Source organism: Helicobacteraceae bacterium, from assembly GCA_031258155.1.
Taxonomy (GTDB): Bacteria; Campylobacterota; Campylobacteria; order Campylobacterales; family SZUA-545; genus JAIRNH01.
This window is the reverse complement of sequence record JAIRNH010000055.1, coordinates 1-25,643: the sequence shown is the minus strand read 5'-3', so window position 1 is coordinate 25,643 and position 25,643 is coordinate 1. Positions and strand designations below refer to the sequence as shown.

Genomic DNA, 25,643 nt, shown 5'->3' with positions numbered 1-25,643 from the left:
GGTTACTCCTTATAATCCAAAATCATATTGTAAAGAGCGCCGCCGGTCGGCACCATAGGCAACACGTTCTCGTCGCGATCGATCGCCACGTCCAAAATAGCGGTTTTGCCGCTTGCGATCGCCGCGTTAAACGCCTCTAGAAACTCCTCTTTTTTAGCCGCTCTAGCCCCAAAAGCGCCAAAGGCTTCGGCGAGCTTTACGAAATCCGGTTGCGCGCTTAGATCGGTGTGCGAAATGCGGTTGTCGTAAAAGAAAGTCTGCCACTGGCGCACCATGCCTAGATAGTTGTTGTTCAGCACGACGTTGATAACCGCTATATTGTTAGCCGAAGCGGTCGTAAGCTCTTGGATATTCATCAAGATCGATCCGTCGCCCGTGAAATTAACGACGGTCGCCTCCGGTCTGGCTTTTTTAGCGCCAAGCGCGGCTGGAAAGCCGTATCCCATCGTTCCAAGCCCGCCGCTTGTGATCCATCTATTCGCGCCGTCAAACGGGTAGTATTGCGCCGCCCACATCTGATGCTGACCAACGTCCGTAGTGATAACGGCTTTGGAGCCAAGCGCCTTGCCAACCTCCTCTACGACCCATTGCGGTTTAATCGCGTCGCCCTCGTCGTCGTAGCCAAGCGGATAAATAGCGGCGTAGTTTGAAAGCCTCGATCGCCAATCGCTCAAACGATTCTTGTCGAATTTCTCCGATAACTGCGCGTATAGATCGCCCAGCGCGATTTTAAGATCGCCCACAATCGGATAATCCGCTTCGACGATCTTGCCAATACTGGAAGGATCGACGTCGATATGGATAATTTTCGCGTGTTTGGCAAACTCGCCAAGCCGCCCCGTAACGCGATCGTCAAATCTCGCGCCTAACGCGATTAATAGATCGGCTTCGCTTACCGCCATATTCGCCGCGTAAGAGCCGTGCATGCCTACCATTCCAAGCAGGTTTGGATCGCCTGCGGCGAGCGTTCCTCGCGCCATTAGGGTTTCGACTAGCGGAACGCCCGTCAGCTCGACGAGACTGCGAGTCTCTTTAACCGCGTTTGAAAGCATAACGCCGCCGCCCGCGTAAAAAACGGGTTGCGACGACTCCCTTATCGCCTGCGCCGCTTTCTGAATCTGCCGCGGGTTGCCCTTTATCGTCGGCTTATAGGTTTTCATAGTTATTTCGCTTGGATAGTTAAACTGCCCTATTTCAGCCGTTATATCCTTCGGAATATCTATATGCACCGGTCCGGGTCTGCCGCTTCTGGCGATATAAAACGCCTCTTTCAAGATGAGCGGAAGCTCGGAAATGCTTTTGACGAGAAAGTTATGTTTCGTGCAAGGTCTGCTAATGCCGACCGCGTCAATCTCTTGAAAAGCGTCCGTGCCAATTAGCGCCGCGGCAACCTGCCCGCTTATGATCACAAGCGGGATCGAATCGGTGTGCGCCGTCGCTATGCCCGTTACGGCGTTGGTAAATCCGGGTCCGCTCGTTACGATCGCCACGCCGACTTTGCCGCTGGCTCTGGCGTAGCCGTCGGCGGCATGCACCGCCGCCTGTTCGTGGCGGGTTAAAATATGTTCGAAATATTTTTGTTTATATAGTTCGTCGTATAAATTCAACACCGCGCCGCCCGGATAGCCGAAAACCGTTTTCACGCCTTCGGCGCGTAAAGCCTCGACAATCATCTGCGAACCGTTTAATTCCATGCGCGTAACCTTTTGCTAAAGCTAAAAGCGCGGATTATAGCCGAAAGCCGCTAATAGAGCGAGGATCGCGCCGCCCTTTTGGGCGCGGTTACCAAGTAGGCGGCGGTAAAAAATTACGGCGCTCTTTCCGCTCCCGCCATTAGAACGCAAAAACGCCGAAAACAAACGGCGCGATCTATCGCGATCGCGCTATACGCCTTTGCCTAATGGAACGCGAAGGACGGCAAGTCGTTACGCGCGCCGCGAAAACGACAAAGAGGCGGCGCGGCGCTCTACTAAATCGAGCGTTTGCCGTTATTCTCGCGATCGCGGCGGTAAAAACGATCGGCATTGTTAATCGATCAAAAGCCTAGCTATCTTAAATATGGTCATTTTTTAAGGAGTTCTGTTATATAAAGACGACTTATATTCCAAGAAGGAGGGTTTCAATGCGTCTATTCAGGTCGCCGCCCAACGCGGCTGTTACGTCGGAAACAGATAACTCCGCGCAAACGAACGAGTTTGCGATTACAGGTTCAACCCCCCCCCCCCCCCGTTAGGGTTGTAAAAAGCGGGATTCTCGCCTCTTTTGCTTTTGTCCTTTCGTTAGTTTTCGTTCCTAACGTTCAAGCCGCGGATATAGGTTTTGAGTTTGGAGCGGGGTTTAATACGGGAGGCAACCACACTAGCGCCGTCGAGGACGCGTATGGCGTTGATTCCGAAGGTCTGGGTCTGTTTTTTGAACTGCACGCGGGCGTTCCAATTGGAGTAGCGGAAAACGTCGTCGTTAAACCGCAACTGTCTCTTTCGTTTACCGCCGTTTCGGTGGAGGATGCCGTAGGCAAGACGGACGATTATGTAGATACGATCGTTATTCCGGGCGTAGCCGCCGAATACTATATCGAAGGCTACAAGAGCGACTCCGTTTTTATTGGAGCGGAGCTTGGCGTTGTTAGCGCTTCGGGCGGTAGCGACGAATACTACAACGTTGGCTATAGTCTTTCAGGCGACGGCGTAAGTTTTGGCATCTATGGAGGTTACGTTTTTGGCGGCGGCGCTAAGTTTTCAATCGGCTATCGTAGCATACCGGTAGAGCTTGAATACAACTACGGCGGCAAAAAAGAATCCGAAAACTTCGGCGGTCTTTCATTCCTGTTTAGCTACGCGTTTTTCGTAGAGTAGCAGCTAAGCAAAAAAGGAGTTGGAATGAAAAACTTTCTGATTAGCTGCTTAGCGTTGGTTGGCGTTTGGTTTTTAAGCGGTTGCGCGTCCGTGCCTATGGCTTCAAGCGCGGACGATCTAAAGGCTAAGGAGTTCAAAGCGCCTACAAACGGCAAGGCTGGCGTTTATATCTACCGCAACGAGTTTTTCGGCGCGGCGATAAAAATGGACGTTTTTGTAGATGATTGGCTTATTGGATCGACGGCTAAACAGACCTATCACTACGTAGAGTTAGCGCCCGGACGGCATATCTTTAAGGGAAAGGCTGAAAACGAATCGCTTCTTGACCTTAACGCGGCGGCGAATAAACTCTATTACATCTGGCAGGAGGTAAAGATGGGGGTCTTAACGGCTCGCAATAAGCTACAGCTTGTCGGCGAAGAGGAGGGGCAAAAGGGCGTGAAAGAGTCGCAACTGGCTCTATCGCGGTCGATACCAGACGGCGCTCCGTAAGCGTTGGTTCGTTGGCTCTAAGCGGACGGGTTGGTTTAGAACGATCGCAAGCGCCGCGTTGGCGGTAAGTTGCCATCGCGGGTTGGAAATACGGACGCGCGGCGCAAGTTTGCGCGCGAAACGCTAAAAATACATCGCGCGTTTAATATGCGCCGTCATCTCCGCGCCGATTAGCTTTGTAACCAACGCGAAGGCAAAATCGGCGGCGGTTCCCGGACCTCGCGACGTGATTACATTGTCGCTTTCAACCACTCGCTCGCATTTATACGCGCCTTCGATTCCTCCCTCGTATCCGTCGTAGCAGGTGAACTCTCCGGAGATAACGCCCGCTTGCGCCAAAGCGATCGGCGCGGCGCAAATAGCTGCGATCAACTTGCCCTCTTTTTTTGCTTTGCGGAGTATTTTTATTGTCGCCGCGTCGCTCGATAGGCTCATCGCGTTTTCGTGTCCGCCCGCCAGCACGACCAGATCAAAACTATCGCCCTCCGCGTCCTCGATCGTCGTTTCGGCGGCGATCGCCACGCCGTGCGCGCCAAGAACCTCATATCGCCCTAAACCCGCGATCTCCACCTCTACGCCGGCTCTTCTTAAAATATCTATAATAGTAACCGCTTCGATCTCTTCAAATCCGTTGGCAAGCGGCATAAGCGCTCTTTTACCCATTTTTTGCGCCTCCTTTTTGCTTTTCGGGACGAACTATCGCGATCATCTCGGCGACGAGATCGTCAAATGATTTTACGTCCGGCTCGTTTTGGGAAACAAATTGTTCCAAAAAAGGCTTAATTTTCAAAGCCGCGTCTAACTCTTTGTCGCTTCCGGGCGTATAAGCGCCGATCCTAACGAGCGTTTCGTTGTCGCGTAGCAGAGCCAAAATCCGCCTCGCCGACCGCGCCGCCTCCTTATGATCGTCGCCGATAAGATTATACATCAGGCGCGAAGCGGAAGAAAGAACGTCGATCGGCGGATATAGCCCTTGATCGCTCAAACGGCGATTCAAAACGATATGTCCGTCCAAGATGGAACGCGCTTGATCGGCTATTGGATCGTTCATATCGTCGCCTTCGACAAGGACGGTAAAAAACGCCGTAATGCTCCCTTTGCCCTTTTCGTTGCCCGCTCGCTCCATCAATTGCGGCAGAAGGCTAAACACGCTCGGCGGGTAGCCCTTGCTGGTGGGCGGCTCGCCAAGCGCCAGACCTATCTCTCTTTGCGCCATAGCGAAGCGCGTAACGCTGTCCATCATAAACAGAACGTCGCGCCCTAAATCTTTAAAATATTCGGCGACGCTCATCGCGGCGAACGCGCCGAATTTGCGCATTAGCGGGCTATCGTCGCTTGTGGCGGCGATAATCACCGTATTTGTCAGATCGCCTCCTAGCGCCTCCTCGATAAATTCCGGCACCTCCCTCCCGCGCTCCCCAATCAACGCGATCACTTTTATTGCGGCGGAACTGCCGCGCACGATCAGTCCCATCAAAGTGGATTTGCCTACGCCCGATCCGGCGAAAATCCCAACCTTCTGCCCTTTGCCGGTCGTCAAAAAAGCGTCAATCGCCCGAACGCCCGTTTTTAACGGCTCGCGGATCGACTCGCGCATCATTGGCGCGATCGGCGCTCTTAACATAGAACGCCATTCGCTAAAGACGATCTCGCCTTTGCCGTCGATCGGCGCGCCAAAAGGGTTAAACGCTCTGCCTAGCATAGCTTTTCCCACGCCCACGCCCATGCCTTGCGCTTCGCGATAGATCGCGTCGCCTGTTTTCAGCCCTTCGACAAAGCCAAACGGGGTTACGATAAATCTACCCTCTTCGATCGCGGTGATCATTCCAAAAACGGGATTCTCGTCTCCGCCGCGTTCGACGCGCACCATATCGCCGATCCCTACTTTTAGCTCCGATCCGACGATATGAGTCGAGCTGATCTTTAGAGCGCGTCCGAACGGAATGCTAAGCGGCGTAGCTTTGATCCGTTCCCGCGCTTTCCTAAGCGACACGGTTAGAAACGCTTCCTTGCGCCGGTAAATTTCTCGTTGGCTCCGAGGATATAGGTTCTCCGCGCGGGTATAGCTTTATCCGCGTTTTTCAATGCCGCGTAGTCCATAAAAGCGAAAGCTCCGTTAAACATAAAGTATTCCCGAATTGTAGCCGATTGGCTATTTCCCGCCCGCTTGAGACTACCGCCGATCGCGCCGAATAAAGTAAAAACGGATAAAATTTGCCGTCAATGCTTGATCTTATTTATGCCCGCAAGGAAGGCGAAATGCGGCGAATTGGCAAAATGGCGCTAATCTGCGCCGCGCTATGCGCGACGTTAAACGCTAGCGAGGAGATAGATATAGGAGTTGCAGCGTCCGCATATACTCTCGGAGCTACGGGAGCCAATATCAACGCGCTCGTTCTTTTTTGATCGGTTCGACGAAAAACTCGGCGTTAAACTTGGCTATGGCGTCGAAAAATTTCATACGCGCGGCGGCGACGCGGAACGTAAATATTGGCAAGCGGCGCTTGGAACTCATTACTATAGTCGCGGCGGTAGTTATTGGTCTATCGACAGCGCAAGTTTTGTAGAGCTGTATTATCGTTCGTCGATCTGGTCGAAAACTAGCGGCGCCTTTAGAAAAGATAAGATCGATTCCAATTTTGGAATTAACGTCGGGGTGGGATTCGCATCGCGCGACTCGTCTTTCGGTCTTACGGCGGGACTCTTTTTGCCTCCAAAATTAAAGCCGAAGAGAAGCAAAGACGACGATATTATTCCGATAACAATAGGCTTTAATTACGTCGCCTATTTTCGCGGATATTAGCGCGATCAAGCAAGGTTTTAGAAACGCTCTTTTAGCGCCATTCCCGCTATGCTCATAAACTCCTCGCGCGTTTTTATATCCTTTAGAAATATGCCGCGCAAAGCCGAAGTGGTAGTTATCGCGCTTCGTTTTTGAACGCCTCTCATCTCCATGCAAAGATGCCTAGCGTTGATCAAAACCGCGACGCCCTTTGGCTTTACCGTTTCCATAATCGCGTCGGCAATCTCCTCCGTCATACGCTCTTGAATCTGCAAACGGCGCGCGAACACCTCGATCATACGCGGTATTTTGCTAAGCCCCACGACCTTGCCGTTTGGAATATACGCTACGCTTGCCGTCCCGAAAAACGGCATTAGGTGGTGTTCGCATAGCGAATAAAACTCTGCGTCTCGCACCAAAACCATCTGCGAGCTACGGTTTTCAAACAGCGCGTCTCCCAACACTTGCGCGGGGTCTTGGCGGTAGCCGATCGTAAGAGCCTCAAAAGCCTTCGCCACGCGCTCCGGCGTTTTGAAAAGCCCTTCGCGCTTAGGGTTCTCGCCGATTTCGGTCAGTATCGTCTCAACCGCGTTTTCAAAAACCGCTCTATCCAAACTAAACCCTTTTTAACGCTCGTCTCGCGGGCGCGATTGAAGCCTCTCAAGCGTAGCGCAATCGCCTAGGCTAATTTCGCACGCTTTTTTAGCGTCGTTTATCGCCTTTTCGCGTTCGCCGATTAACTCGTAAAGTTCGGCGCGTTTTATATACGCGCTATCTGGATAAAACGGACGCGCCCGCTCGATTTCGCCGCTATAACTTTCTATCGCGCAACCGTAATCGCCCAATTTAACGCAAACGTCGGCTAATTCGCGATACGGGTGCGGCTGATACGGCGAATCCTTAATCGCGCTCTTGAAATCCTCGATTGCAAGATCATAGCGCTTCAACGCGACGCGGCTATATCCGCGTTGCATATATGCGCGGTAATGATCGTTTCCGCCGAGCGCCGCGCTATATTCGATATGCTTGGAATAGTCGGCGATCGCCTTCTCGTAATTTTCGTTTGACTTGCCGTCGTCGCCCAAAGACGACGCGCGTTTGAAATACGCTTGCGCCCGATCAAAATGGATTAAATACTTATAGTGATTTTCAAACGAAAGCGCTTTGGAGTAATCAAAGATCGCTTTTTCGTAATCGCGTAAAGAGAGGTAAGCGTTGGCGCGACCCCAATACAAGTTGTAGTCGTTCGGATCGCGCTCGATTTGTCGCGTCAAAGTCTCTATCGGATCCTTATCCTCGTCTCTTAATATCGGCTTGGTAGCGCAACATACGCTAACGGATAAACATATTGCCAACGCCGTTAAAACTTCGCGCAACGTCTTTTGTCTTCCGCTTAGATTTTACCCGCGCTTCCTAATACCTTCATTCGCTCGACTAACATCGCCGTAACGGCGGCTCGCGCGGGCTTGAAGTAGTTGCGCGGGTCTATTTCGCTTGGGCTTTCTTTGACCACTTTGCGCACCTGCGCCATAAAGGCGATTCTAAGATCGGTGTCGGTATTTACCTTGTTGATCCCGCCTTTGATCGCCCGCTCTAAAAAGTTTGCTGGAACGCCTTTCGATCCTTTAAGATCGCCGCCCGTTTGCTCGAACGAAGCGCGAACCTCGTCGGGAATAGAGCTTGCGCCGTGCAAAACCAGCGGAATACCCGCGCGCCGCTTGACTTCCTTCAAAAGCTCGAACTCCAGCTTCGGCTCGCCTTTGAACTTAAACGCGCCGTGGCTAGTGCCGATCGCGGGCGCGAGATAATCCACGCCGCTCTCTTTGACAAATTTTTCCGCTTCGTCGGGATCTACCAGCGAGGCGTTTTTGCCCTCGACGACGATATTATCCTCGATCCCCATCAGCCGCCCAAGCTCCGCTTCCACGCCTACGTCCGCCGCGTGCGCGACGCGGACGACCTCTTTGGTAATCGCGAGATTTTCGTCGAAACTGTGGTGCGAAGCGTCGATCATAACGCTGGTAAAACCGTGCGCGATCGCGTGAACGCACGATTCAAACGACGTGCCGTGATCGAGGTTAAGCGCGACGGGAATACGAGGGTATTTTTCGCTCAACGTCTTAACGATCGAGTAGAGCATATCCGCGCCGGCGTATTTGATCGCGCCCTCGCTACACTGAACGATGATCGGCGAGCTTGCCTCGCTCGCCGCCTCGAAGATTGCCTGCGCGATCTCCATATTGTTGAAATTAAACGCGCCGATCGCGTAACCGCCCTCGTGCGCTTTTCGTAATAGTTTCGCGCCGCTTATCAACATAGCCGCTCCTTATTTTTACTCGTAAGAGATTTTGGCTTTGGTTTTAAGATTGGCGATCTCTTTCTCCAAAGACTCCTCGAATTTTTGCGCCTTTGCGCTCTGCCTTAGCTGTTGTTCAACCTCTTCAAAAGGCGTTACGCCAGCTTTTTTATGATCTACCGTTAAGATTATATGATAACCGAAGTCGCTTTTTACGGGGGTTTTGGTCAATTCGCCGTTTTTAAGCGCGAACGCCGCGTCGGCAAATTCTTTGACCATGCGATCTTTGGGAAAATAGCCAAGATCGCCGCCGCGCTCCGCGCTACCCGTGTCGATCGATTTTTCTTTGGCGAGTTTTTCAAACTCTTTTTCCAAATCGGCGCCCTTTTTAGAGCTAAGAGCCTTTATGATCGACTTTGCGTCGCCCTCTTTTTCCACGAGGATATGGCGCGCGCGCACGGTTTCGGGGCGCTCTAAGCGCGCTTTATTGTCCTCGTAGAACTTCTTGACCTCCGCGTCGGTTACGTTTGTGGAGTCTGATTTTTTCTTGACGTAAAACTCTGTGGCTAGATTATCTTGCAAAACGCTTAGCCAAGTTTTGTATTCGCTATCTTTTTCAACGCCGCTTTTTTTCGCCTGTTGCGTTAGCAGTTTGCGCTCGATTGCGCCGTCTAGGACTTTTTTCTTGTCGTCGTCGCCAAGTTGCTCGTAGGGCGGGGCTTTGGCTTGCGAAAGCAAAATGTCGATCTCTTCGCTCGTAATTTTGTCGCCGTTTACCGTAGCGAGAGTTGCCGCGTGCAAACTCGCCGCCGCAAACGCCGCTAAAAATAAGACTTTTCTCACTGAAACTCCTTGCGTTTTTAGTTTGCGCCATTCTAGCCTAATAAAGCAAAACCAACCAGCGATCGCCGCAAAAACGCGCCGTTCTCGATCTCAAGCGGGCGGCAAACCGCCTAAGCCAATCGGCGGAATATAAAAATCGCGCGATTAACCGCAATAAACGTAAAGAAACGCGCTTTTCGCATTGCGTCGCGCGGACGACAAGAGGGTAGGGCAACGGCGTATAAAAGAGATCGCAAGCGGGCGCGACGAAACGACGAAAAATATTGAAACGAGGAAACCGCGACAAAAACGGAGCCGCAAACGCCAAGCGAATATAGAGCAACATACGAACATTCAATTTATTACGCCCATTATGTTGCATCATATCAAACTAAAACTAGGGCGCATTATGGCGAGTAGGCTATAATCGCGCGATTTTTTATCCCCATTGATTTTGGGCGATTATTCGGAAGGAAAATAGATGAATATCAGAAATATAGCGGTGATCGCGCATGTCGATCACGGCAAAACGACTATGGTTGACGGATTGCTTAGACAATCGGGGACGTTTGGCGCGCACGAACAGATCGAGGACTGCGCTATGGACTCAAACGCGCAGGAAAAGGAGCGCGGCATTACGATTCTCTCCAAAAATACGGCAATCCGCTACAAAGGCTGTAAAATCAACATCATCGACACGCCCGGACACGCCGACTTTGGCGGCGAGGTGGAGCGCGTGCTAAAGATGGTTGACGGCGTGCTACTGCTTGTGGACGCGCAAGAGGGCGTTATGCCGCAAACGCGATTCGTCGTCAAAAAGGCTATTGGGTTTGGTTTGCGTCCGATTGTCGTGGTTAATAAGATCGACAAACCCGCCGCCGATCCCGATCGCGTGATTAACGAGGTGTTTGATCTGCTCGTCCAAATGGACGCGAACGAGCGCCAGCTTGATTTTCCGATTATCTATGCAAGCGGCGTGAATGGATACGCGAAAAACAATCTCGACGACGAGAATAAAGACCTCGCGCCGCTATTTGACGCGATTTTGCAAGAGACGCCGCCGCCAAGCGGAGACGAGACGAACCATATTCAGGCGCAGGTTTTCACGCTCGATTACGACAACTATGTCGGCAAAATTGGCATCGCGCGCGTTTTCAACGGCAAACTGCGCAAAAATCAGACGCTCACGCTGGTAAAGAGCGACGGCGAAAAGGTTAGCGGGCGCATAACGAAACTGATCGGTTTTCACGGGCTTACTCGAATGGAGATCGACGAAGCCGTCGCGGGCGATATTGTGGCGATCGCCGGTTTTGCGACGATTGACGTGGGCGATAGCCTTGTCGATCCCAACAACCCTATGCCGCTTGATCCGCTCCATATAGAGGAGCCGACCCTCTCCGTGTTGTTTGCCGTCAATGATTCGCCGCTTGCGGGAACGGAAGGGAAACATGTAACCTCAAACAAAATCCGCGATCGGTTGGAAAAGGAGATGCAAACCAACATCGCTATGAAGATGCAGGAAGAAGGGGAGGGCAAGTTCAAAGTTTCGGGGCGAGGCGAACTGCAAATTACCGTTTTAGCGGAGAATATGCGCCGCGAGGGATTTGAGTTTTCGATCGGCAGACCGGAGGTGATCGTCAAGGAGGAAAACGGCGCAAAGCTAGAGCCGTTCGAGCATCTTGTGATCGACGCGCCGGAGGCATTTTCGGGCGTTGTGATCGAGAAGCTAGGCAAACGCAAAGCCGAGATGAAAGCGATGATTCCGATGGGCGCGGGCTACACGCGAATGGAGTTTGAAATCCCCGCGCGCGGACTGATCGGGTTTCGTATGCAGTTTTTGACCGATACGAAAGGCGAGGGCGTAATGAACCACTCGTTTTTGGACTATCGGCAGTTTAACGGCGCGGTTGAAAGCAGGGGCAACGGGGCGCTGATCTCGATGGAGAACGGCGAGGCGGTGGCGTATAGTATTTTTAACCTCCAAGATCGCGGCGTGATTTTCATAAAACCGCAGGATAGGGTCTATGTGGGAATGGTGATCGGCGAGCATACGCGCCCTAACGATCTGGACGTAAATCCGATCAAAGGCAAGCAGCTTACCAATATGCGAGCAAGCGGTTCGGACGACGCTATAAAACTCACGCCGCCGCGAGAACACACGCTTGAAAGCGCGATCGAGTGGATCGACGACGATGAAATCGTGGAGATTACGCCAAAAAATATCCGTATTCGCAAGAAATATCTCGATCCAAACACGCGAAAAAGAATGGCTAGGTGAAATAAGGCGGGGCGCTATGGCGCTTCGCTGCAACTGAAAAACGGCAAGATTGCCGAGATTTTGGAGGTGAATATCGGAGAGTTTTTTGAGGGCGTTGAGCCGCTTTTGTGTAAAATCTCGCCCATCTTTAACGAGGCTAAACTATGAGCAAACCAATTAAAAAGGTCGTTCTTGCCTACTCCGGCGGGCTTGATACTTCCGTTATTCTTAAATGGCTGCAAACGCGATACGGCTGCGAGATCGTAACCTTTACGGCGGATCTAGGACAAGGCGAAGAGCTTGAACCCGCGCGCCAAAAAGCGCTGAAACTGGGCGTGAAGCCTGAAAATATCTTTGTAGAGGACTTGCGCGAGGAGTTTGTCCGCGATTTTGTTTTTCCGATGTTTCGCGCCAACGCGATCTACGAGGGCGAATACCTGCTTGGCACCTCGATCGCCCGCCCGTTGATCGCGAAAAAACAGATGGAGATCGCCGCTAAAGTCGGCGCGGACGCGGTTAGCCACGGCGCGACGGGCAAAGGCAACGATCAGGTGCGTTTCGAGCTGGGCTATCTAAGTTTCGACCCCGATATTGCGATTATAGCCCCTTGGCGCGAGTGGGAGCTAAACTCGCGCGCCTCGCTGCTGGAGTTCGCTAGTAAGCACGATATTCCAATCGAAAAAAAGAGCGCGGAAGAAAGCCCGTATAGTATGGACGCGAATCTGCTGCATATCTCATACGAGGGCAAGGGCTTAGAAGACCCATGGAACGCGCCTGAGGAGGATATGTGGCGGCTTAGCGTTTCGCCCGAAAACGCGCCGAATACGCCTGAGATAATAGAGATCGGCTTCGAGAAGGGCGACGCGGTATCGGTAAATGGCGAGCCGCTTTCGCCCGCCTCGCTTTTGCGGCGCTTAAACGAGCTTGGCGGCAAGCACGGAATCGGTCGGCTGGATATAGTGGAAAACCGCTATGTGGGAATGAAATCGCGCGGGTGCTATGAAACGCCCGGCGGGACGATCCTGCTCAAAGCGCGCAGGGCGATCGAATCAATCGCGCTAGATCGCGGCGAGGCGCACTTGAAAGACGAGCTTATGCCGCGCTACGCGGAGCTAATATATAACGGCTACTGGTGGTCGAACGAGCGCAAGATGTTGCAAGCGGCGATCGACGCGACGCAAGAGAACGTTACGGGCGTAGTCAGGCTGAAACTATATAAAGGCTCCGTTACAACGCTTGGGCGCAAAGCGCCGCGATCGCTCTTTAACGCCGCTTATTCGACCTTTGAAAAAGACGAGGTGTATAACCAAAAAGACGCTGCTGGCTTTATCCGCCTGAACGCCTTGCGCTTTATTATCGGAGGCAAAGCTAAAAGATCGTAACGCCTTCGTCGGCTATCGGTTTGGCAAGCCGACGCGTTACGAGCCGCGTCTTGCCGCCATTATTGGCGTAAGCCGTTCTATTAGCTCCGGAAGCATTTGCGCGATAATCTTCTCTTCGGAGGATTTAAGGATATTTTCTAACTCTTTTGGATTATCTAACGGGAGATTATGGCTCGTCTTGTTCGCGTCGATTTCCGCAATCGGAAGCAGATCGCGATTGACGTATTGCGTGTTGGCGTAATCAAAACCGCCGTCGTTTAGGTCGTAAAACAGGGTAATTGGCGTTTTTAATCGCGCCGAAGCTATCAAAGCCTCCGTAAATCGTTTGCGAAACAGCGGTCTGTCGATTAAGAGCTTGAAGCCGTGGGTATGCATTTTGTTCCTTACTGTGTCCGCTATATATCGTCAGCGCGGATATTTTCTTGCGCGCCAAACGACGAAAAATTCAGATTATTTTAATCTAAAGACAAACCGCCGCGACTTAATAAAGCGCAAAGCCCCGTCCCAAAAACCGCGCTACGCCGACTAAAGCGTTACTCTACGGTTACGCTTTTGGCTAGGTTGCGCGGCATATCCACGTCGTTGCCAAGCCTTATGGCGATCTCCAGCGCAAGTAGCTGAATCGCCGTCGTCATCTCAAAAAACTCCAACATCGGGTGATCGCGCTCGTCGATCGGCAGATAATCGTCGGCTAGAGCGAAACGATCCGCGCCGATAACCAGCAGCGTAGAGTCGCGAGCGATTAGCTCTTCGACGTTGGAGCGCGTTTTTTCTTTTAACGACGTTTCCGACGTTAGCGCGATGGTGAAAAGCTCCGAATCGGCAAGCGCGATCGGACCGTGCTTCATTTCGCCCGCAGGATAGCCTTCGGCGTGCAGATAACTAATCTCCTTTAGCTTCAACGCGCCCTCTAAAGCGAGCGGATAAAAAATATCGCGCCCAATAAAGAAAAATCCGTGTCCGTGCAGATAGCGCTTGCTTAAACGCCGAATCAGATCGTGGCGTTCGGGCTTGATCGAGAGAGCTGCGGGGACGCGGCGCAACGCGGCGATCTCTTTGGCGATCGCGCCGCCGTCTATCGCGGCGGAGCTTTGCGCGATATGTAGCGCCAAAAGCCACAAAACGATCATCTGCGTGGCGAACGCTTTTGTGGAAGCGACCCCCTTTTCTATTCCCGCGCGGGTTAAAATCGTCGCGTCCGCCTCGCGCGCGATCGAGCTGTTATCGACGTTACATATCGCCAACGTTTTTAGCCCGGCTTTTTTCGCCATTTTAAGCGCTTCGAGCGTATCCGCCGTTTCGCCGCTTTGGGAGATTACGACAAAAAGCTCGTTTTTACGCAACACGGGATCGCGGTAGCGAAACTCGCTCGCTATTTCGCATCTAGCCTCAATTTTCGCAAGCCGCTCGAATATATACGACGAAGCGAGGGCGGCGTTGTAACTTGTGCCGCACGCGCATAGTCTTAGCGACTCTACGTTTGTCAAAAATCCTTCCGACAGCTCGTCTAAGCGCGTGGAATCCGCGCTTAGACGAGAGGCGAGAGTTTCGCCAGCCGCTTTTGTTTGTTCGTATATTTCCTTTTCCATAAAAAATCTAAAGCCCTCTTTTCGCGCCGCGCTTCGCGTTAGCGGAAGCGGTTTTTTTCGCGGCGCAACGGGGCTGTCGCCCGCGAAAATTTTAACCTCGCGATCGTTCGCGTAACCCCACGAGCCGTCCTCAAGATAGATTGCGTTTTCGCAAACGCCGACGAGCGGCGCGTCCGACGAGGCGAAATAACGTCCGTTTTCCCCGTCGCCGATCTGTAAAGGCGATCCTTTTTTCGCGAAAAAGATCGTCGTCGGGGAGGTTTCGTCGATCAGCAAGATCGCGTAAGCGCCGTCGATCGCTCTAACGGTCAATTCAAAAGATTTGAAAGCGTCCTTCTCGCGCGATAAAAACGACTCGTATAGATGAACGATCGCCTCGGTGTCCGTTTGGCTCAAAAACTTAACGCCTTTAGCGATCAAGCCGTCTTTAAGCGCTTGGTAGTTCTCTATAATGCCGTTATGCACCACCGCCGAGTGCGCGCCGCCGTGCGGATGCGCGTTAATTTCGGTCGGTTTCCCATGCGTCGCCCAACGGGTATGCGCTATGCCTACGGCGAAGCCTTTAGGATTAAAATCCGCCGTTTTATCGACGAGAGCGCTCAGTTTGCCCGCCGCCTTAAACGAATCAATCTTGCCGTTTTGCATAACGGCGATTCCGGCGCTGTCGTAACCGCGATACTCAAGCTCTTTTAGCCCGTCAAGCAACGTTTTTTTGATACCGCTCGCGCCGATATAACCGACTATGCCGCACATAATTCACCTTTTAGCGTTTGTCTATTATAGGCTGATTTGCTTTTGCGAAGCGCTCGCGTTAAAAAGAGGCGGGCGCGTGAATAAAAACGCGACGGGAGCTTTACGCCGCCAACCGCCGTTTAAACGCGACGAAAGTTTAAGCCGTCGCGGACGCGAAAGGCTTAGTTGTTATTTCAAGCCCTAAATCGCAAACGAAAATCGTAGCGGCGGCTCCGTTCTATCGCTAAAACGCCAATTTAACGATCATAAATAGCGTCGCCGATATTAGCGCGGTAGCCGGAACGGTTACGATCCACGCCGCGACGATCTTTTTGACCGCCGAACGCTTGACAAGCTCTTTTTTATACTCTTTTTTCAGGACTTTACGCTCTTTTTTAGAGAAATGGGGTTGATTCGCCTCTTTTTGCGCCGCTTTTTTCTTCATCGCCATAAGCATAATCGCCTTTTTTTCCAAAGGCGCGGCTTTGAAACGGGCAATATAAGCCTCCACGCGGCTTCGCGCCTCGCCCTCGTGCGCTTGAATAATCAACTCCAGCATTTTGGCGTGCGAACTTTTGAGATACTCGCGCAAAAAACCCACCCCAAAAACCGCGCCGATAGCCACGTGCGTCGTCGATATGGGAAGACCTAACTGCGAAGCGACGATCACGGTTAGCGCCGCCGAAAGCGCGATACAGTAGGCGCGCATTTTGTCTAAATCGGTTATCTCGCCGCCGACGGTTTTAATAAGTTTTGGTCCGTAAAGAGCCAAGCCTACCGCAAGCCCAAGCGCGCCGATTAGCATAATCCACAACGGAATTGGCGCTTCGGAAACCACGACGGCGCTTCTTAGCGTTTCGTCGATCGCGGCGAGCGGACCTATCGCGTTTGCCACGTCGTTCGCGCCGTGCGCAAAGCTAAGCAACGCGGCGGCAAAAATTAGCGGCAGACCGAATAGTTTATTCACCGCCTCCTTAGAGTTTTCTATTCTTAACGCCGTCTTATTGGCGTGATAACGCGAAAGCAGATAGATCGCGATCGCAAAACCGCCGGAATAGATTGTCGCGTTTAAGAAATCTATTTTTACTAGATTGCCAAAGCCCTTGATTAGCATATAGGTCCCAAACGCCCACGCCATCAGCGCGTTCAGAAGCGGCACGATCTGGGCGGCGGCTTTGGTCATCTGCCGCCGATAGGTAATAGTGCGTTTGATCGTGTATAACGTCGCGGCGGCTATAACGCCTCCGAAAACCGGCGATATAACCCAGCTAGACGCGATCGCGCCTATCGTTTCCCAATGCACCGCTTCAAAACCGCCCCCGGCGATCCCCGCGCCCATAACGGCGCCAACGATGGCGTGCGTCGTAGAAACCGGCGCGCCCAGCGCCGTAGCTAGATTTAGCCACACGGCGCCGGCAAGCAGCGCGCACGCCATAATACGAACAAAATTGTCGGCGCCGCCGGCGGCTGAAAGATCGATAATACCGCTTTTTACGGTGGTAACCACCTCCCCGCCGGCGATTATCGCGCCTAACGCCTCGAAAGCGGCGGCGATTACGATCGCGCCGCCCATCGTTAGCGCTTTGGAGCCGACTACCGGTCCCATATTGTTCGCCACGTCGTTGGCGCCTATGTTCATAGCCATATACGCGCCGAACAGCGCCGCCATAACCAGCAACGTCGTAGCGAACGGCGCGCTTGAAACTAAAGAATCCATGCGTATCGTCGCGTAGATAAACACGACGAGCATAAATAGTAACGCGCCGCCTAAGCGCGTGAAATCTAGGCGAGAGTTGCCGCTTGCTTTTTTTTCAAGCTCGTCTAGGTTTTTTAGCTTCACAAAAACCTTTGATTTGTTTTAGCGCTATACTATCATAAAACAGACTATGTGAAAGGACGTTGATAATGCGTAAAACGGCGTTGTTTATACTGTGCGCGGTTGTCGGTTTTGGCGCGGATTGGCTGGATAATTACGGCGAGGCTCTCGCGCTTGCCAAAGAGCAAAACAAACCGATTTTGACGATTGTAATGCGGCAAACCTGCCCGTATTGTAGGATGCTGATTAACGAAACCTTGCCGATGAAAGCGATCGACGAGAAAATTCAAAAAGAGTTTATCCCGCTAATGCTCGACACCGAAGAAAATCCGGAGCAAACGGCAAAATCGCGGCTTCGCGCCGCCGCCGTTCCGGCGTCGTTTATCCTCTCGCCAAACGGCGAAGTCCAAGCGACGCGCGTAGGCTACGCGCCGCCTATGGAGTATATGCGGTTTTTGCAAACCGAGTAGATCGCCGCAAGGAGTTAAACGTTGGAACAGGACATTCGCGCCCAAAAAGAAGAATTGCTCGAATTTGCCGCGCGTTGCGAAAGCGGCGAACGTTCTTTAGACGAGCCTTCCATTCACGAATCGGATATAGCCGAAGCTCTGCTGGAGCTGAACGGGGAGAGCGAGACCGATTATAACCGCGTCATAAACGCGCTACCGCCAGAACTGCTTGGTCTCGTTGCGTTTGAGCTGCCCGAAAAGATGCAAGAGGAGCTAATCAAAACGCTTAACGCCCGCAGGTGGGCTGAAGTCGTCAAAGCGCTCGATACCGACGACGCGACGGATATTGTCCAGAGAATCGAAGAGACCGACAAGGAGAAGTCCTACGAGGTTTTGCGCCAAGTAGGCGGCGATCTTAAAGAGAACATCGAAAATCTTAAACGCTTTGACGAGGATAGCGCGGGCGCGATTATGCAGACTGAGCTTTTCAGCGCGAAGATGAGCGAAAAAATTAGCGATTCTATTAAGCGTTTGCGAAGCATGGTTATAAGCGAGGAGTTAAGCAATATCCACTTCGTTTTTGTCGTGGACGAACAAAATAAACTTATGGCTATGTTAAGTCTTGAAGAGCTGATTATGCTTGATCCAGACAAGACCTACGAAGAGAGCGTTACCAAACTAGACGAGCCTATCTTCGTCTATTCGCACGACACGATCGAGACGGTTACGCAGACGGTGGAGCGCTACGATTTAGCGGCGATCGCCGTGGTGGATCACTTTAGGCGGCTATTAGGACGTATCACAAGCGACGATATTTACGATCTAATCGAGGATCAAGCCACCGAGCAGTTATACTCTTTGGCGCAAATCGGGGATAATACGGAGGTTAGCGACGGAACGGTCAAAAACGGCTGGGCGCGAGCGAAATGGTTGTTTTTGAATCTAGCTACGGCAACGTTTAGCGCCACGCTGATCAGCTTTTTCGCCGAATCGATCGAACAGATTGTCGCGTTGGCGATACTTATGCCGATCGTGGCGAGCATGGGCGGCGTGCTTGGTATGCAGACGCTCACCGTTACGGTGCGCAAACTTGCCTTAGGCGAAGTGAAAATCTCGGACGCGAGATCGGTAATCGCCAGAGAGGTCGCGATCGCGCTTTTCAACGGAGCGATCTTCGCCGTATGCGCGGGGGCGCTCGCTTGGGCGTGGTTTAGCATGCCGCTACTGGGCGCGGCAATCGCGTTGGCAATGCTCTCAAATATGCTTTACGCCGGCTTTTTCGGAGCCGGCATTCCGCTTGCGCTGAAACGTTTCGGAATCGATCCGGCGGTGGCAAGTAGCGCGCTTTTAACCACGATTACGGACGGGGCTGGATTTTTCACCTTTTTAGGACTCGCCACTTTAATTTTATTATAAGGATTTTTATGGACAACAAGATTGCAATCGGCTCGCAACTGGATTTTAGCGAGCCGTGGAGCATCTTTCGCGTAATGTCGGATTTCGTAAACGGTTACGACTCCCTTAAAGAGGTAGGACCTTCGGTTACGGTTTTCGGTAGCGCTAGGACAAAAAGAGAGCATAAATACTACAAAGCGGCGCAAAAGCTCGGATATATGCTCGCCGAATGCGGCTTCAACGTTATAACGGGCGGTAGCGCGGGCATTATGGAGGCGGCGAACCGCGGCGCGTTTTGCTCCGGAGGCGGCAAGTCGATCGGGCTTAATATAGAACTTCCGCACGAACAGGCAAGCAACGAATATCTGGATTTGAGTTTGAAATTCGACTATTTTTTCGCCCGTAAGGTTATGCTGGTGAGATATTCATACGCGTATATTATTTTTCCGGGCGGCTTTGGGACTATGGACGAGCTATTTGAAGCTCTGACGCTCGTTCAAACGCGCAAGATATTTCCGATCGGCGTGTTTTTGGTTGGCGCGGACTACTATCGTCCGCTGTTGGACTTTATTCGATCGAGTATGATAAACGAAGGCGCGATCGCCAAAGAAGACGCGGATTTGATAAAATTAACGGACGATCTCGACGAAGTCGTCAATTTTACTAAAGAGCATATTTTCGCGCGGATTAGAGAAATGGAGACGATGGGACTTACGAAAGCGAGCGATTACTCGCGTCTTAAAAAACTTCAAGAAGCGAATCGGAACAAGGAGGGGCGATGACTTACGACGACGAAACGTGGCAAGACGACGACTTTAACGACGCGCCGCCGCTGGACGACGACGCGCAATCCGATAGCGATTTCACAGACGACGATACGTCTAAACGCGGCGATTACGGCAAATACGACGACGACGATTACAGCTATAACGACGGCGAAGAGGACGAGGATTATTACGAATAACCTCCGGCGGCAAGGCTCGCAAACGATAATCCCGACTTTCTAAAACTTGCGCGTCGCGTAATCAAGCGCGGCGAAACGGTTAGCCTTCGCGCGCGAAACCAATATTTAGGCTTTATTTTCGCTTTTAGCGATCTTTGCTAGAATACGCGCTCTTTTTGGACAGGTGGCCGAGCGGTTGAAGGCGTCAGTCTCGAAAACTGATATATCCTTGCGGGTATCGAGGGTTCGAATCCCTCTCTGTCCGCCATATCGCCTCTAAAATTGGAGTTGGAAGTCGGCGACGATTTTGGCTACGGCTAATCGACTAGGGCAGGTGGCAGAGCGGTTTAAGCGCCGGTCTTGAAAACCGACGAGGGTAAAACCTCCGTGAGTTCGAATCTCACCCTGCCCGCCATATTACGCGCTTAAATCAGTCAAATCATTGTAGTAACAACCCTCTCTGTAGGTATATTGTAGGTACAAAAATGACGGCGGTTTAAAAACTTTTGTAGGCGGTTACTGGCTTAACGCCCACTCCCAAAACGGAAGCGCTTCCGCGTTCGCGCGTAAATTCGCGGCAAATCCCATCGTGATAAACTCCGTCTTTTTTACCTTTGTTTTTACGTTTTTAAGTCTTTCGCTTAAACGCGCTTTATCCGCGAACGGCGCGGCGATAATCGCTCTGTCGTCCTGCGCTACCAACAGATCGATATCGTCGGCGTAATAGAGCGTTTTTCCGCGTTTGATAAGCTCCATAGCGATCATTGTTTCAAAGGTTTTATGTAGCGCGAGATCGAAGCTGATCGCTTCGCGCAGCGCGTGATCGTAAGGGTAGAATTTGCGCGGAGCGGCTAAAGCGCCAAGTTTTGGAACCGCAAAAAGCATACGCGAATCCGTTAGAAACTCTATGTAGCTATAAAGCGTGTCTTTTGAGACGGCGATTTTTGGTTTTAGCGCTTCGTAAGCCTGATGAGGCGTTAATGCGTTTGCGCCTCGCAGCAAAAACCAAGAGAAGATCGCCTTTTTTTGCGGCGTCGCGCAAACGCTTCGCAAAATCTCTTGCGCGCGCTTAATCCTTTCAAATTCGTCAAGCCGCCCTAGCTCCGCCAAGCCGCCCGTTCGTAAAAAATCGTCGAAACTCGCCTGCGGATCGCCGCTTGCCCCGCGCGCCATAAACTCTTCAAAATCTAGCGCGAAAAGCGTCTGGCTTTGAAACCCGCTCGGCGCTTTTTTACATATTAGCCATATCGTATCGGCTTCGATTCCCTCTAGCGTTAATCGTTCGTCGTAGTTGTCGATCGCCAGCAGTTTTACGCGGTTCGCGGCGAGATACGCGCCAAGCTCCGCCTTGATCGCGCCGATCGAAACGCGTTCGTCGGCGAGATCGATATACAAAAACGGCTTTGCGCTATCAATCGCGCAAGAGAGCGCCAACGCGCTTTTGCCCGCGCGAGGCGCTCCGATTATCGCCGCGCGATCGGTCGCTAAAACGGCGGGAGCGATTTTGCGCGGCGAAAAGCCCCGATTTTTGTGTTTTACCGCGCCAAGCAGGTTTAACGTTTCCATCGGCAAAAGCCTAGCGCTTCCTCGCTAAAAGGAAATGCGCCGCCGCCCCGACTACGATCAAAGCGCGTAATAGCGATCTTTTGCCGCGTAATTAAGGCGCGTCGCGGATCGTTTTCGCATAAAACGCCGCTCGTTTAAACTTCATATTTCGCCGCAACCTTGCCTGACCCGTTATCTTTGGCGGCTGATTCCGATTATAATCTTGACCAATTCAATCAACTTTATAAACAATTAAGCAAAAGAAGGCTAGACTATTGCTAAGTTTTGATTGAAAGCGATCAAAACTTGTTCATTTAGGCTGTGTAAGCCGCTCCGATCTTGGTCTGTTAGTTGGCGCTAAACAAAAGATCGGAGCGCATCCTACGCTAAGTTAGGACGCGCAAGTCTATAACGCCGTCGCTGAAACGGCGGGATTTGCGTCTCCTTTCGCGCGTTTCATTACGCAAAAAGGGAAAACATGCGGAGAAAATCAGGTATCGCAAAAACGATCGCCATGTTGGCGGCGTTTGGTCTGTCGGTTTCGATCGCGCAAGCCGATCCGGAATTAAAGGAGATAAATCTCCAAAAGTCGCCTTGGACGGTGGTCGCGCTGGAAAAGGGCTTTTTCAAAGAGGAGTTCGACAAGATCGGCACAAAGAAGATCACGCTGATCGCGCAGGGCGCGGCGGAGCTTTTAGGGGCTGAAAGCGCGGCGGTGGGCGGCGGATCGCTCGCGATCGCGCAACGAATGGTCTATCCTTCGACAATTCACCGCATAAACGGGCTGAACACGGTCGTGATATGGATTAGCGAGCCTTCCAACCGCTACCGCACGCCGACTTTGGCGGCTGCGAACAACAAGCAGATCAATTCGGTTACGGATTTAGAGGGCAAGAAGTTCGGCTCTAGTCGCATTTCGTGCTACTGGTCAGCGCCGTTTGAAAGTCTAAATAGCGCGGGTATTCCGTTTGATTCGCGTCTGAAAAAAGGCAAAGTAAGACACGAAAATATCGACAACTCCGCCGTGGCGATCGCCGCCGTTCTTTCGGGCGAGACGGACGCTACCGCCGTTCATCTAGCCGCGCCCGCATTTACGGGACCGTGGCTTTCCGGCAAATTCAAAATTGTCGATCACCCCGCCGACGACGGCGTTTATATCAACCACGCGGGTCGCATTACCTATGTGGCGCGCAAAGATTTTGTCGATAAGTATCCGCAGGTAATCAAAGCCTTTTTGACCGCGCGCGAAAAAACTCGCGCGTGGGCTACCGATCACCCCAACGAAGCGGCTGAGATTATCGCCAAAGAGACCCGCGTCCCGATCGAAGTGGCGCTCTTTCAGATTACGCACATCGGACAGTGGGAATTTACGGGCGGCGAGGCGAACGCCAATCGCGCGAGAACGGCTATCAAAGAGTTCCTGCGCTACTACATAGCCAACGGCGACGACATTCTGACGCAAAAAAGCCTGACCGACAAAGAGGTGGACGCCTTTATCGACGGACGATTTTTCGCGGGCGGAACGCACTCGATCTACAAAAAATAAATAATTGGCGAACGCTTAAACGGCGTTCGTCATTTTCGCGGAGAGGTTTATGAGAGCTTTTTTTGCGCGGCGTTTATATATCGGTATATTTTTGCCGGTTATTATTTTTACGCTTTGGCAAACGGCGAGTAGCTACGAATGGGTCGAGCCGATCTTTCTGCCCAAGCCCGTTAGCGTCGTCAAATCGTTTTGGTATATGCTGAATAAACAAGACCTGTTAAGCGATATATTGACGAGCGTTTCTATCGTAACGCAGGGCTTTATTTACGGCGCCGCCGTAGCCGTGTCGCTAGGACTCGCGGCGGGTTTATCGCGCAATACGGAGCTGTTTTTCGGCTCCACGCTGAACACTTTGCGCCATATCCCGACAATCGCATGGCTGCCGCTGATCGTCGTATGGCTGGGGTTGGGCGCGCCTGCAAAGATTCTTATCATCGCCAAATCGGTCTTTTTTCCGGTTTTTCTGAACGTTTTACAGGGCATTCATAACATCGACAAGAAATATATAGAGCTTGCCGAAGTTTTGAAGCTCGATAAATGGCAGTTGATACGCAAGGTGATTTTGCCGGCGGCGGCGCCTTCGATCGCCGTATCGTTTCGCTACTCGGCTGGTTTAGCGTGGGCGATTGTCGTGATCGCCGAAGGGCTAAGCGGGCTGGAGGGGCTTGGTTTTCTAATTTTTCGCGCTCAACAGCTTCTGATGACCGATCAACTGCTCGTGTGTATGGTTCTGATCGGATTGATAGGCTTCGCGATAGATCGCGCTATGTTTTTCGCGCAACGGCGCGCGCTTAAATGGAAAGTCGGCTTTAATGAGTAAGCTACTCGCGATCGACGGCGTATCCAAGAGTTTCGCGCTTGAAAACGGCGGACGGCTCGACGTAATTTCGCGCGTAAGTTTCGCCGTCGAAAAGGGCGAGTTTGTCTCCATCGTGGGACCAAGCGGTTGCGGCAAAACCACGCTCTTGCGCCTGATCGTCGGTCTGGACGGAGAGTATGAGGGCGAGATTTTACTGCGCGGCGAGCGGATATTGGGCGCGGGGCTGGAACGCGGCATCGTCTTTCAAGATCACCGCCTGCTACCGTGGCTTAGGCTGGAAGAAAACGTCGCGATCGCGCTGTTAAACGCGCCGCGAAGCAAAGCGGACAAGATTAAGGCGGTCAAAGAGCATGTCGCGCTTGTGGGATTAAGCGGTTTTGAAAAGTCCTATCCGCGCCAGCTAAGCGGCGGTATGGCGCAACGCGCCGCGATCGCGCGAGGGCTTGTCAATAATCCTGAGATTTTGGCGCTTGACGAGCCGTTCGGATCGCTTGACGCGATCACGAGAATGCGGCTGCAGGAGGAGCTAAAACGTATCTGGGGCGCCGAAAAGACGACGATGATCCTCGTTACGCACGACGTGGAGGAGGCGACGTTTTTAAGCGATCGGATTTTTGTGATGGACGCTAAACCGGGGCGAATAATCAGAGAGATCGCAGTCGATCTGCCCGAACCGCGCGATCGCTCCTCGCCAAGTTTCGGGCAGATAAAAAGGCGCGTTTTCGAGGCGTTGCGCGACGGCGCGATCGTAGCGGACGCGAAAGACAATTACGAGATATAAGGAGTATCCTATGAGCAAGACTTTAGCCTCTTTTGACGAGGCGTTGAAGATAGCCAAAGAGTTAGCGGCGGATTTCGCCAAAACGGCGGCTAAGCGCGACAAAGAGGGCGGCACGCCCGTCAGGGAACGCAACCTGATCAAAGAGAGCGGATTGCTAAATTTCTTTATCGCCAAAGAGCATGGCGGCTCTGGCGGCAATTGGAAGCAGTTAATCGCAATCTTCGCGGAGTTCGCCCGCGTGGATAGCTCGCTTGCGCACCTGTTCGCTTTCCACAACTATCAACTCGCCACCGTGCGGCTTTACGGAAACAAAGAGCAATGGACGAAGTTGCACCGCGACACCGCCGCTAACGGCTGGTTCTGGGCTAACGCGCTCAATCAGCTTAAACGCGATGTGATAGCGATCAAACAAAAGGACGGCGGTTATCTGTGGAACGGCGTGAAAAACTTCGCCACAGGCGCAAAAGATAGCGACTACATCACGATCACGGGCAGCGAGGATAACGAAGATGGCAAAACGCTAGTCGCCGCGATCCCGACCAGCCGCGAAGGGATCGAGATAGAAGGCGATTGGGACAATATCGGACAACGCCAAACCGACAGCGGCAGGCTCTATTTTAAGAACGTTCGCGTGGAGGCAAGCGAGGTATTACGCGATCCCGGTCCGCTCTCCACGCCGTTTTCGTCCTTTCGCCCGCTGATCGGACAGCTATTTTTCGGCGCTCTGTTTCTGGGGATTGCGGAGGGCGCTTACGCCGCCGCGATCGACTACGCGCGCGGAAAAGAAACCCGCCCTTGGCTCGCCTCGATCGCGCCGACGGCTCAAAAAGACCCGCTACTTTTACGGCGGCTTGGCGAACTGCTCGTCTCTTTGGAAAGCGCGCGCGCCCTAGTAGATCGAACAAACGATCTGATCGACCCGCTCTGGGCGAAAGCCGAAGCGCTTAGCGAACGAGAGCGCGGAGAGTTTGCGATCGCCGTAGCCAAATCGCGCTACGCCGCGACGCAAACGGCGCTAGAGGTTACAAGCGGGATATTCGAGGCGCTAGGCTCTCGCGCCACCACGCGCGAACTAGGCTTTGATAGATTTTGGCGCAACGCGCGAACGCAGACGCTTCACGATCCGATCGATTATAAGCTA

General features: G+C 52.4%; 24 protein-coding genes and 2 tRNA genes. 15 read left to right on the top strand and 11 right to left on the bottom strand.

Features of this window, described 5'->3' with window-relative positions:
• Positions 1-2: 2 nt before the first annotated feature.
• Positions 3-1,694: an acetolactate synthase large subunit gene (locus tag LBF86_07390; protein ID MDR0665323.1), complete on the bottom strand. Its 1,692-nt coding sequence runs from the start codon at positions 1,692-1,694 to the stop codon at positions 3-5.
• A gap of 501 nt (positions 1,695-2,195) precedes the next feature.
• Between LBF86_07390 and LBF86_07385 the strand changes: the two genes are divergently transcribed.
• Both LBF86_07385 and LBF86_07380 read left to right on the top strand, forming a co-directional pair.
• A complete protein-coding gene (locus LBF86_07385; GenBank protein MDR0665322.1) occupies positions 2,196-2,855 on the top strand; it encodes a hypothetical protein in 660 nt (219 codons plus the stop codon).
• A gap of 24 nt (positions 2,856-2,879) precedes the next feature.
• On the top strand, positions 2,880-3,347 hold the full coding sequence (locus tag LBF86_07380; protein ID MDR0665321.1) for a DUF2846 domain-containing protein: 468 nt from the start codon (positions 2,880-2,882) through the stop codon (positions 3,345-3,347).
• Between the two features lie 123 nt (positions 3,348-3,470).
• Here LBF86_07380 and LBF86_07375 read toward each other — a convergent pair whose 3' ends face one another.
• On the bottom strand, positions 3,471-4,010 hold the full coding sequence (locus LBF86_07375; protein MDR0665320.1) for a DJ-1/PfpI family protein: 540 nt from the start codon (positions 4,008-4,010) through the stop codon (positions 3,471-3,473).
• Positions 4,003-5,340 carry a flagellar protein export ATPase FliI gene (gene fliI, locus LBF86_07370; GenBank protein ID MDR0665319.1) on the bottom strand — a complete coding sequence of 446 codons (1,338 nt, stop codon included), beginning with the start codon at positions 5,338-5,340 and terminating at the stop codon, positions 4,003-4,005. The genes LBF86_07375 and fliI overlap by 8 nt, the downstream gene beginning before the upstream one ends.
• Positions 5,341-5,688: 348 nt before the next feature.
• Here fliI and LBF86_07365 point away from each other — a divergent pair, with 348 nt between their 5' ends.
• On the top strand, positions 5,689-6,150 hold the full coding sequence (locus LBF86_07365) for a hypothetical protein (protein MDR0665318.1): 462 nt from the start codon (positions 5,689-5,691) through the stop codon (positions 6,148-6,150).
• A gap of 17 nt (positions 6,151-6,167) precedes the next feature.
• On the opposite strand, the gene folE is transcribed toward LBF86_07365, so the two are convergent.
• The 4 genes from folE to LBF86_07345 are packed head-to-tail and all read right to left on the bottom strand — an operon-like array spanning position 6,168 to position 9,268.
• Entirely contained in the window at positions 6,168-6,743 is a 576-nt protein-coding gene (folE, locus tag LBF86_07360) for a GTP cyclohydrolase I FolE (GenBank protein MDR0665317.1), read from the bottom strand.
• A gap of 12 nt (positions 6,744-6,755) precedes the next feature.
• Entirely contained in the window at positions 6,756-7,484 is a 729-nt protein-coding gene (locus LBF86_07355) for a tetratricopeptide repeat protein (protein MDR0665316.1), read from the bottom strand.
• Between the two features lie 38 nt (positions 7,485-7,522).
• Positions 7,523-8,446 (bottom strand): class II fructose-1,6-bisphosphate aldolase, encoded by a 924-nt coding sequence (gene fba, locus LBF86_07350; GenBank protein ID MDR0665315.1) that lies wholly within the window; start codon positions 8,444-8,446, stop codon positions 7,523-7,525.
• Positions 8,447-8,461: 15 nt separating this feature from the next.
• A complete protein-coding gene (locus tag LBF86_07345) occupies positions 8,462-9,268 on the bottom strand; it encodes a peptidyl-prolyl cis-trans isomerase (protein ID MDR0665314.1) in 807 nt (268 codons plus the stop codon).
• Between the two features lie 460 nt (positions 9,269-9,728).
• Here LBF86_07345 and typA point away from each other — a divergent pair, with 460 nt between their 5' ends.
• Positions 9,729-11,525: a translational GTPase TypA gene (gene typA, locus LBF86_07340; protein MDR0665313.1), complete on the top strand. Its 1,797-nt coding sequence runs from the start codon at positions 9,729-9,731 to the stop codon at positions 11,523-11,525.
• A gap of 143 nt (positions 11,526-11,668) precedes the next feature.
• On the top strand, positions 11,669-12,886 hold the full coding sequence (locus LBF86_07335; GenBank protein MDR0665312.1) for an argininosuccinate synthase: 1,218 nt from the start codon (positions 11,669-11,671) through the stop codon (positions 12,884-12,886).
• Positions 12,887-12,922: 36 nt separating this feature from the next.
• Here the strand turns inward: LBF86_07335 and LBF86_07330 are convergent, their stop codons facing one another.
• From LBF86_07330 to LBF86_07320, 3 genes are all read right to left on the bottom strand, one after another.
• Complete coding sequence (locus LBF86_07330; protein MDR0665311.1) at positions 12,923-13,261, bottom strand: hypothetical protein; 339 nt, start codon at positions 13,259-13,261, stop codon at positions 12,923-12,925.
• A gap of 158 nt (positions 13,262-13,419) precedes the next feature.
• Positions 13,420-15,228, bottom strand: coding sequence for a glutamine--fructose-6-phosphate transaminase (isomerizing) (glmS, locus tag LBF86_07325; GenBank protein MDR0665310.1), 1,809 nt, complete (start codon positions 15,226-15,228; stop codon positions 13,420-13,422).
• A gap of 223 nt (positions 15,229-15,451) precedes the next feature.
• Positions 15,452-17,047, bottom strand: coding sequence for an inorganic phosphate transporter (locus LBF86_07320; GenBank protein ID MDR0665309.1), 1,596 nt, complete (start codon positions 17,045-17,047; stop codon positions 15,452-15,454).
• A 65-nt stretch (positions 17,048-17,112) separates the two neighbouring features.
• Between LBF86_07320 and LBF86_07315 the strand changes: the two genes are divergently transcribed.
• From LBF86_07315 to LBF86_07290, 6 genes are all read left to right on the top strand, one after another.
• Positions 17,113-17,493, top strand: coding sequence for a thioredoxin family protein (locus tag LBF86_07315; protein MDR0665308.1), 381 nt, complete (start codon positions 17,113-17,115; stop codon positions 17,491-17,493).
• Between the two features lie 21 nt (positions 17,494-17,514).
• Entirely contained in the window at positions 17,515-18,888 is a 1,374-nt protein-coding gene (locus LBF86_07310) for a magnesium transporter (GenBank protein MDR0665307.1), read from the top strand.
• Between the two features lie 8 nt (positions 18,889-18,896).
• Entirely contained in the window at positions 18,897-19,649 is a 753-nt protein-coding gene (locus tag LBF86_07305; protein MDR0665306.1) for a TIGR00730 family Rossman fold protein, read from the top strand.
• Positions 19,646-19,831 carry a highly acidic protein gene (locus LBF86_07300; protein MDR0665305.1) on the top strand — a complete coding sequence of 62 codons (186 nt, stop codon included), beginning with the start codon at positions 19,646-19,648 and terminating at the stop codon, positions 19,829-19,831. Before LBF86_07305 ends, LBF86_07300 begins: the two co-directional genes overlap by 4 nt.
• A 157-nt stretch (positions 19,832-19,988) precedes the next feature.
• A tRNA-Ser gene (locus LBF86_07295) sits at positions 19,989-20,078 on the top strand.
• Between the two features lie 60 nt (positions 20,079-20,138).
• Positions 20,139-20,225 (top strand) — tRNA-Ser (locus LBF86_07290).
• Between the two features lie 101 nt (positions 20,226-20,326).
• Here LBF86_07290 and LBF86_07285 read toward each other — a convergent pair.
• A complete protein-coding gene (locus tag LBF86_07285; GenBank protein MDR0665304.1) occupies positions 20,327-21,376 on the bottom strand; it encodes a hypothetical protein in 1,050 nt (349 codons plus the stop codon).
• A 457-nt stretch (positions 21,377-21,833) separates the two neighbouring features.
• Between LBF86_07285 and LBF86_07280 the strand changes: the two genes are divergently transcribed.
• From LBF86_07280 to LBF86_07265, 4 genes are all read left to right on the top strand, one after another.
• Positions 21,834-22,901 carry an ABC transporter substrate-binding protein gene (locus LBF86_07280; protein MDR0665303.1) on the top strand — a complete coding sequence of 356 codons (1,068 nt, stop codon included), beginning with the start codon at positions 21,834-21,836 and terminating at the stop codon, positions 22,899-22,901.
• A gap of 49 nt (positions 22,902-22,950) precedes the next feature.
• Positions 22,951-23,721, top strand: coding sequence for an ABC transporter permease (locus tag LBF86_07275; GenBank protein ID MDR0665302.1), 771 nt, complete (start codon positions 22,951-22,953; stop codon positions 23,719-23,721).
• Positions 23,714-24,502, top strand: a complete 789-nt coding sequence (locus LBF86_07270) for an ABC transporter ATP-binding protein (GenBank protein ID MDR0665301.1) — start codon at positions 23,714-23,716, stop codon at positions 24,500-24,502. Before LBF86_07275 ends, LBF86_07270 begins: the two co-directional genes overlap by 8 nt.
• A 10-nt stretch (positions 24,503-24,512) precedes the next feature.
• On the top strand, positions 24,513-25,643 hold a 1,131-nt coding region (locus LBF86_07265; GenBank protein ID MDR0665300.1), incomplete at its 3' end, for an acyl-CoA dehydrogenase family protein.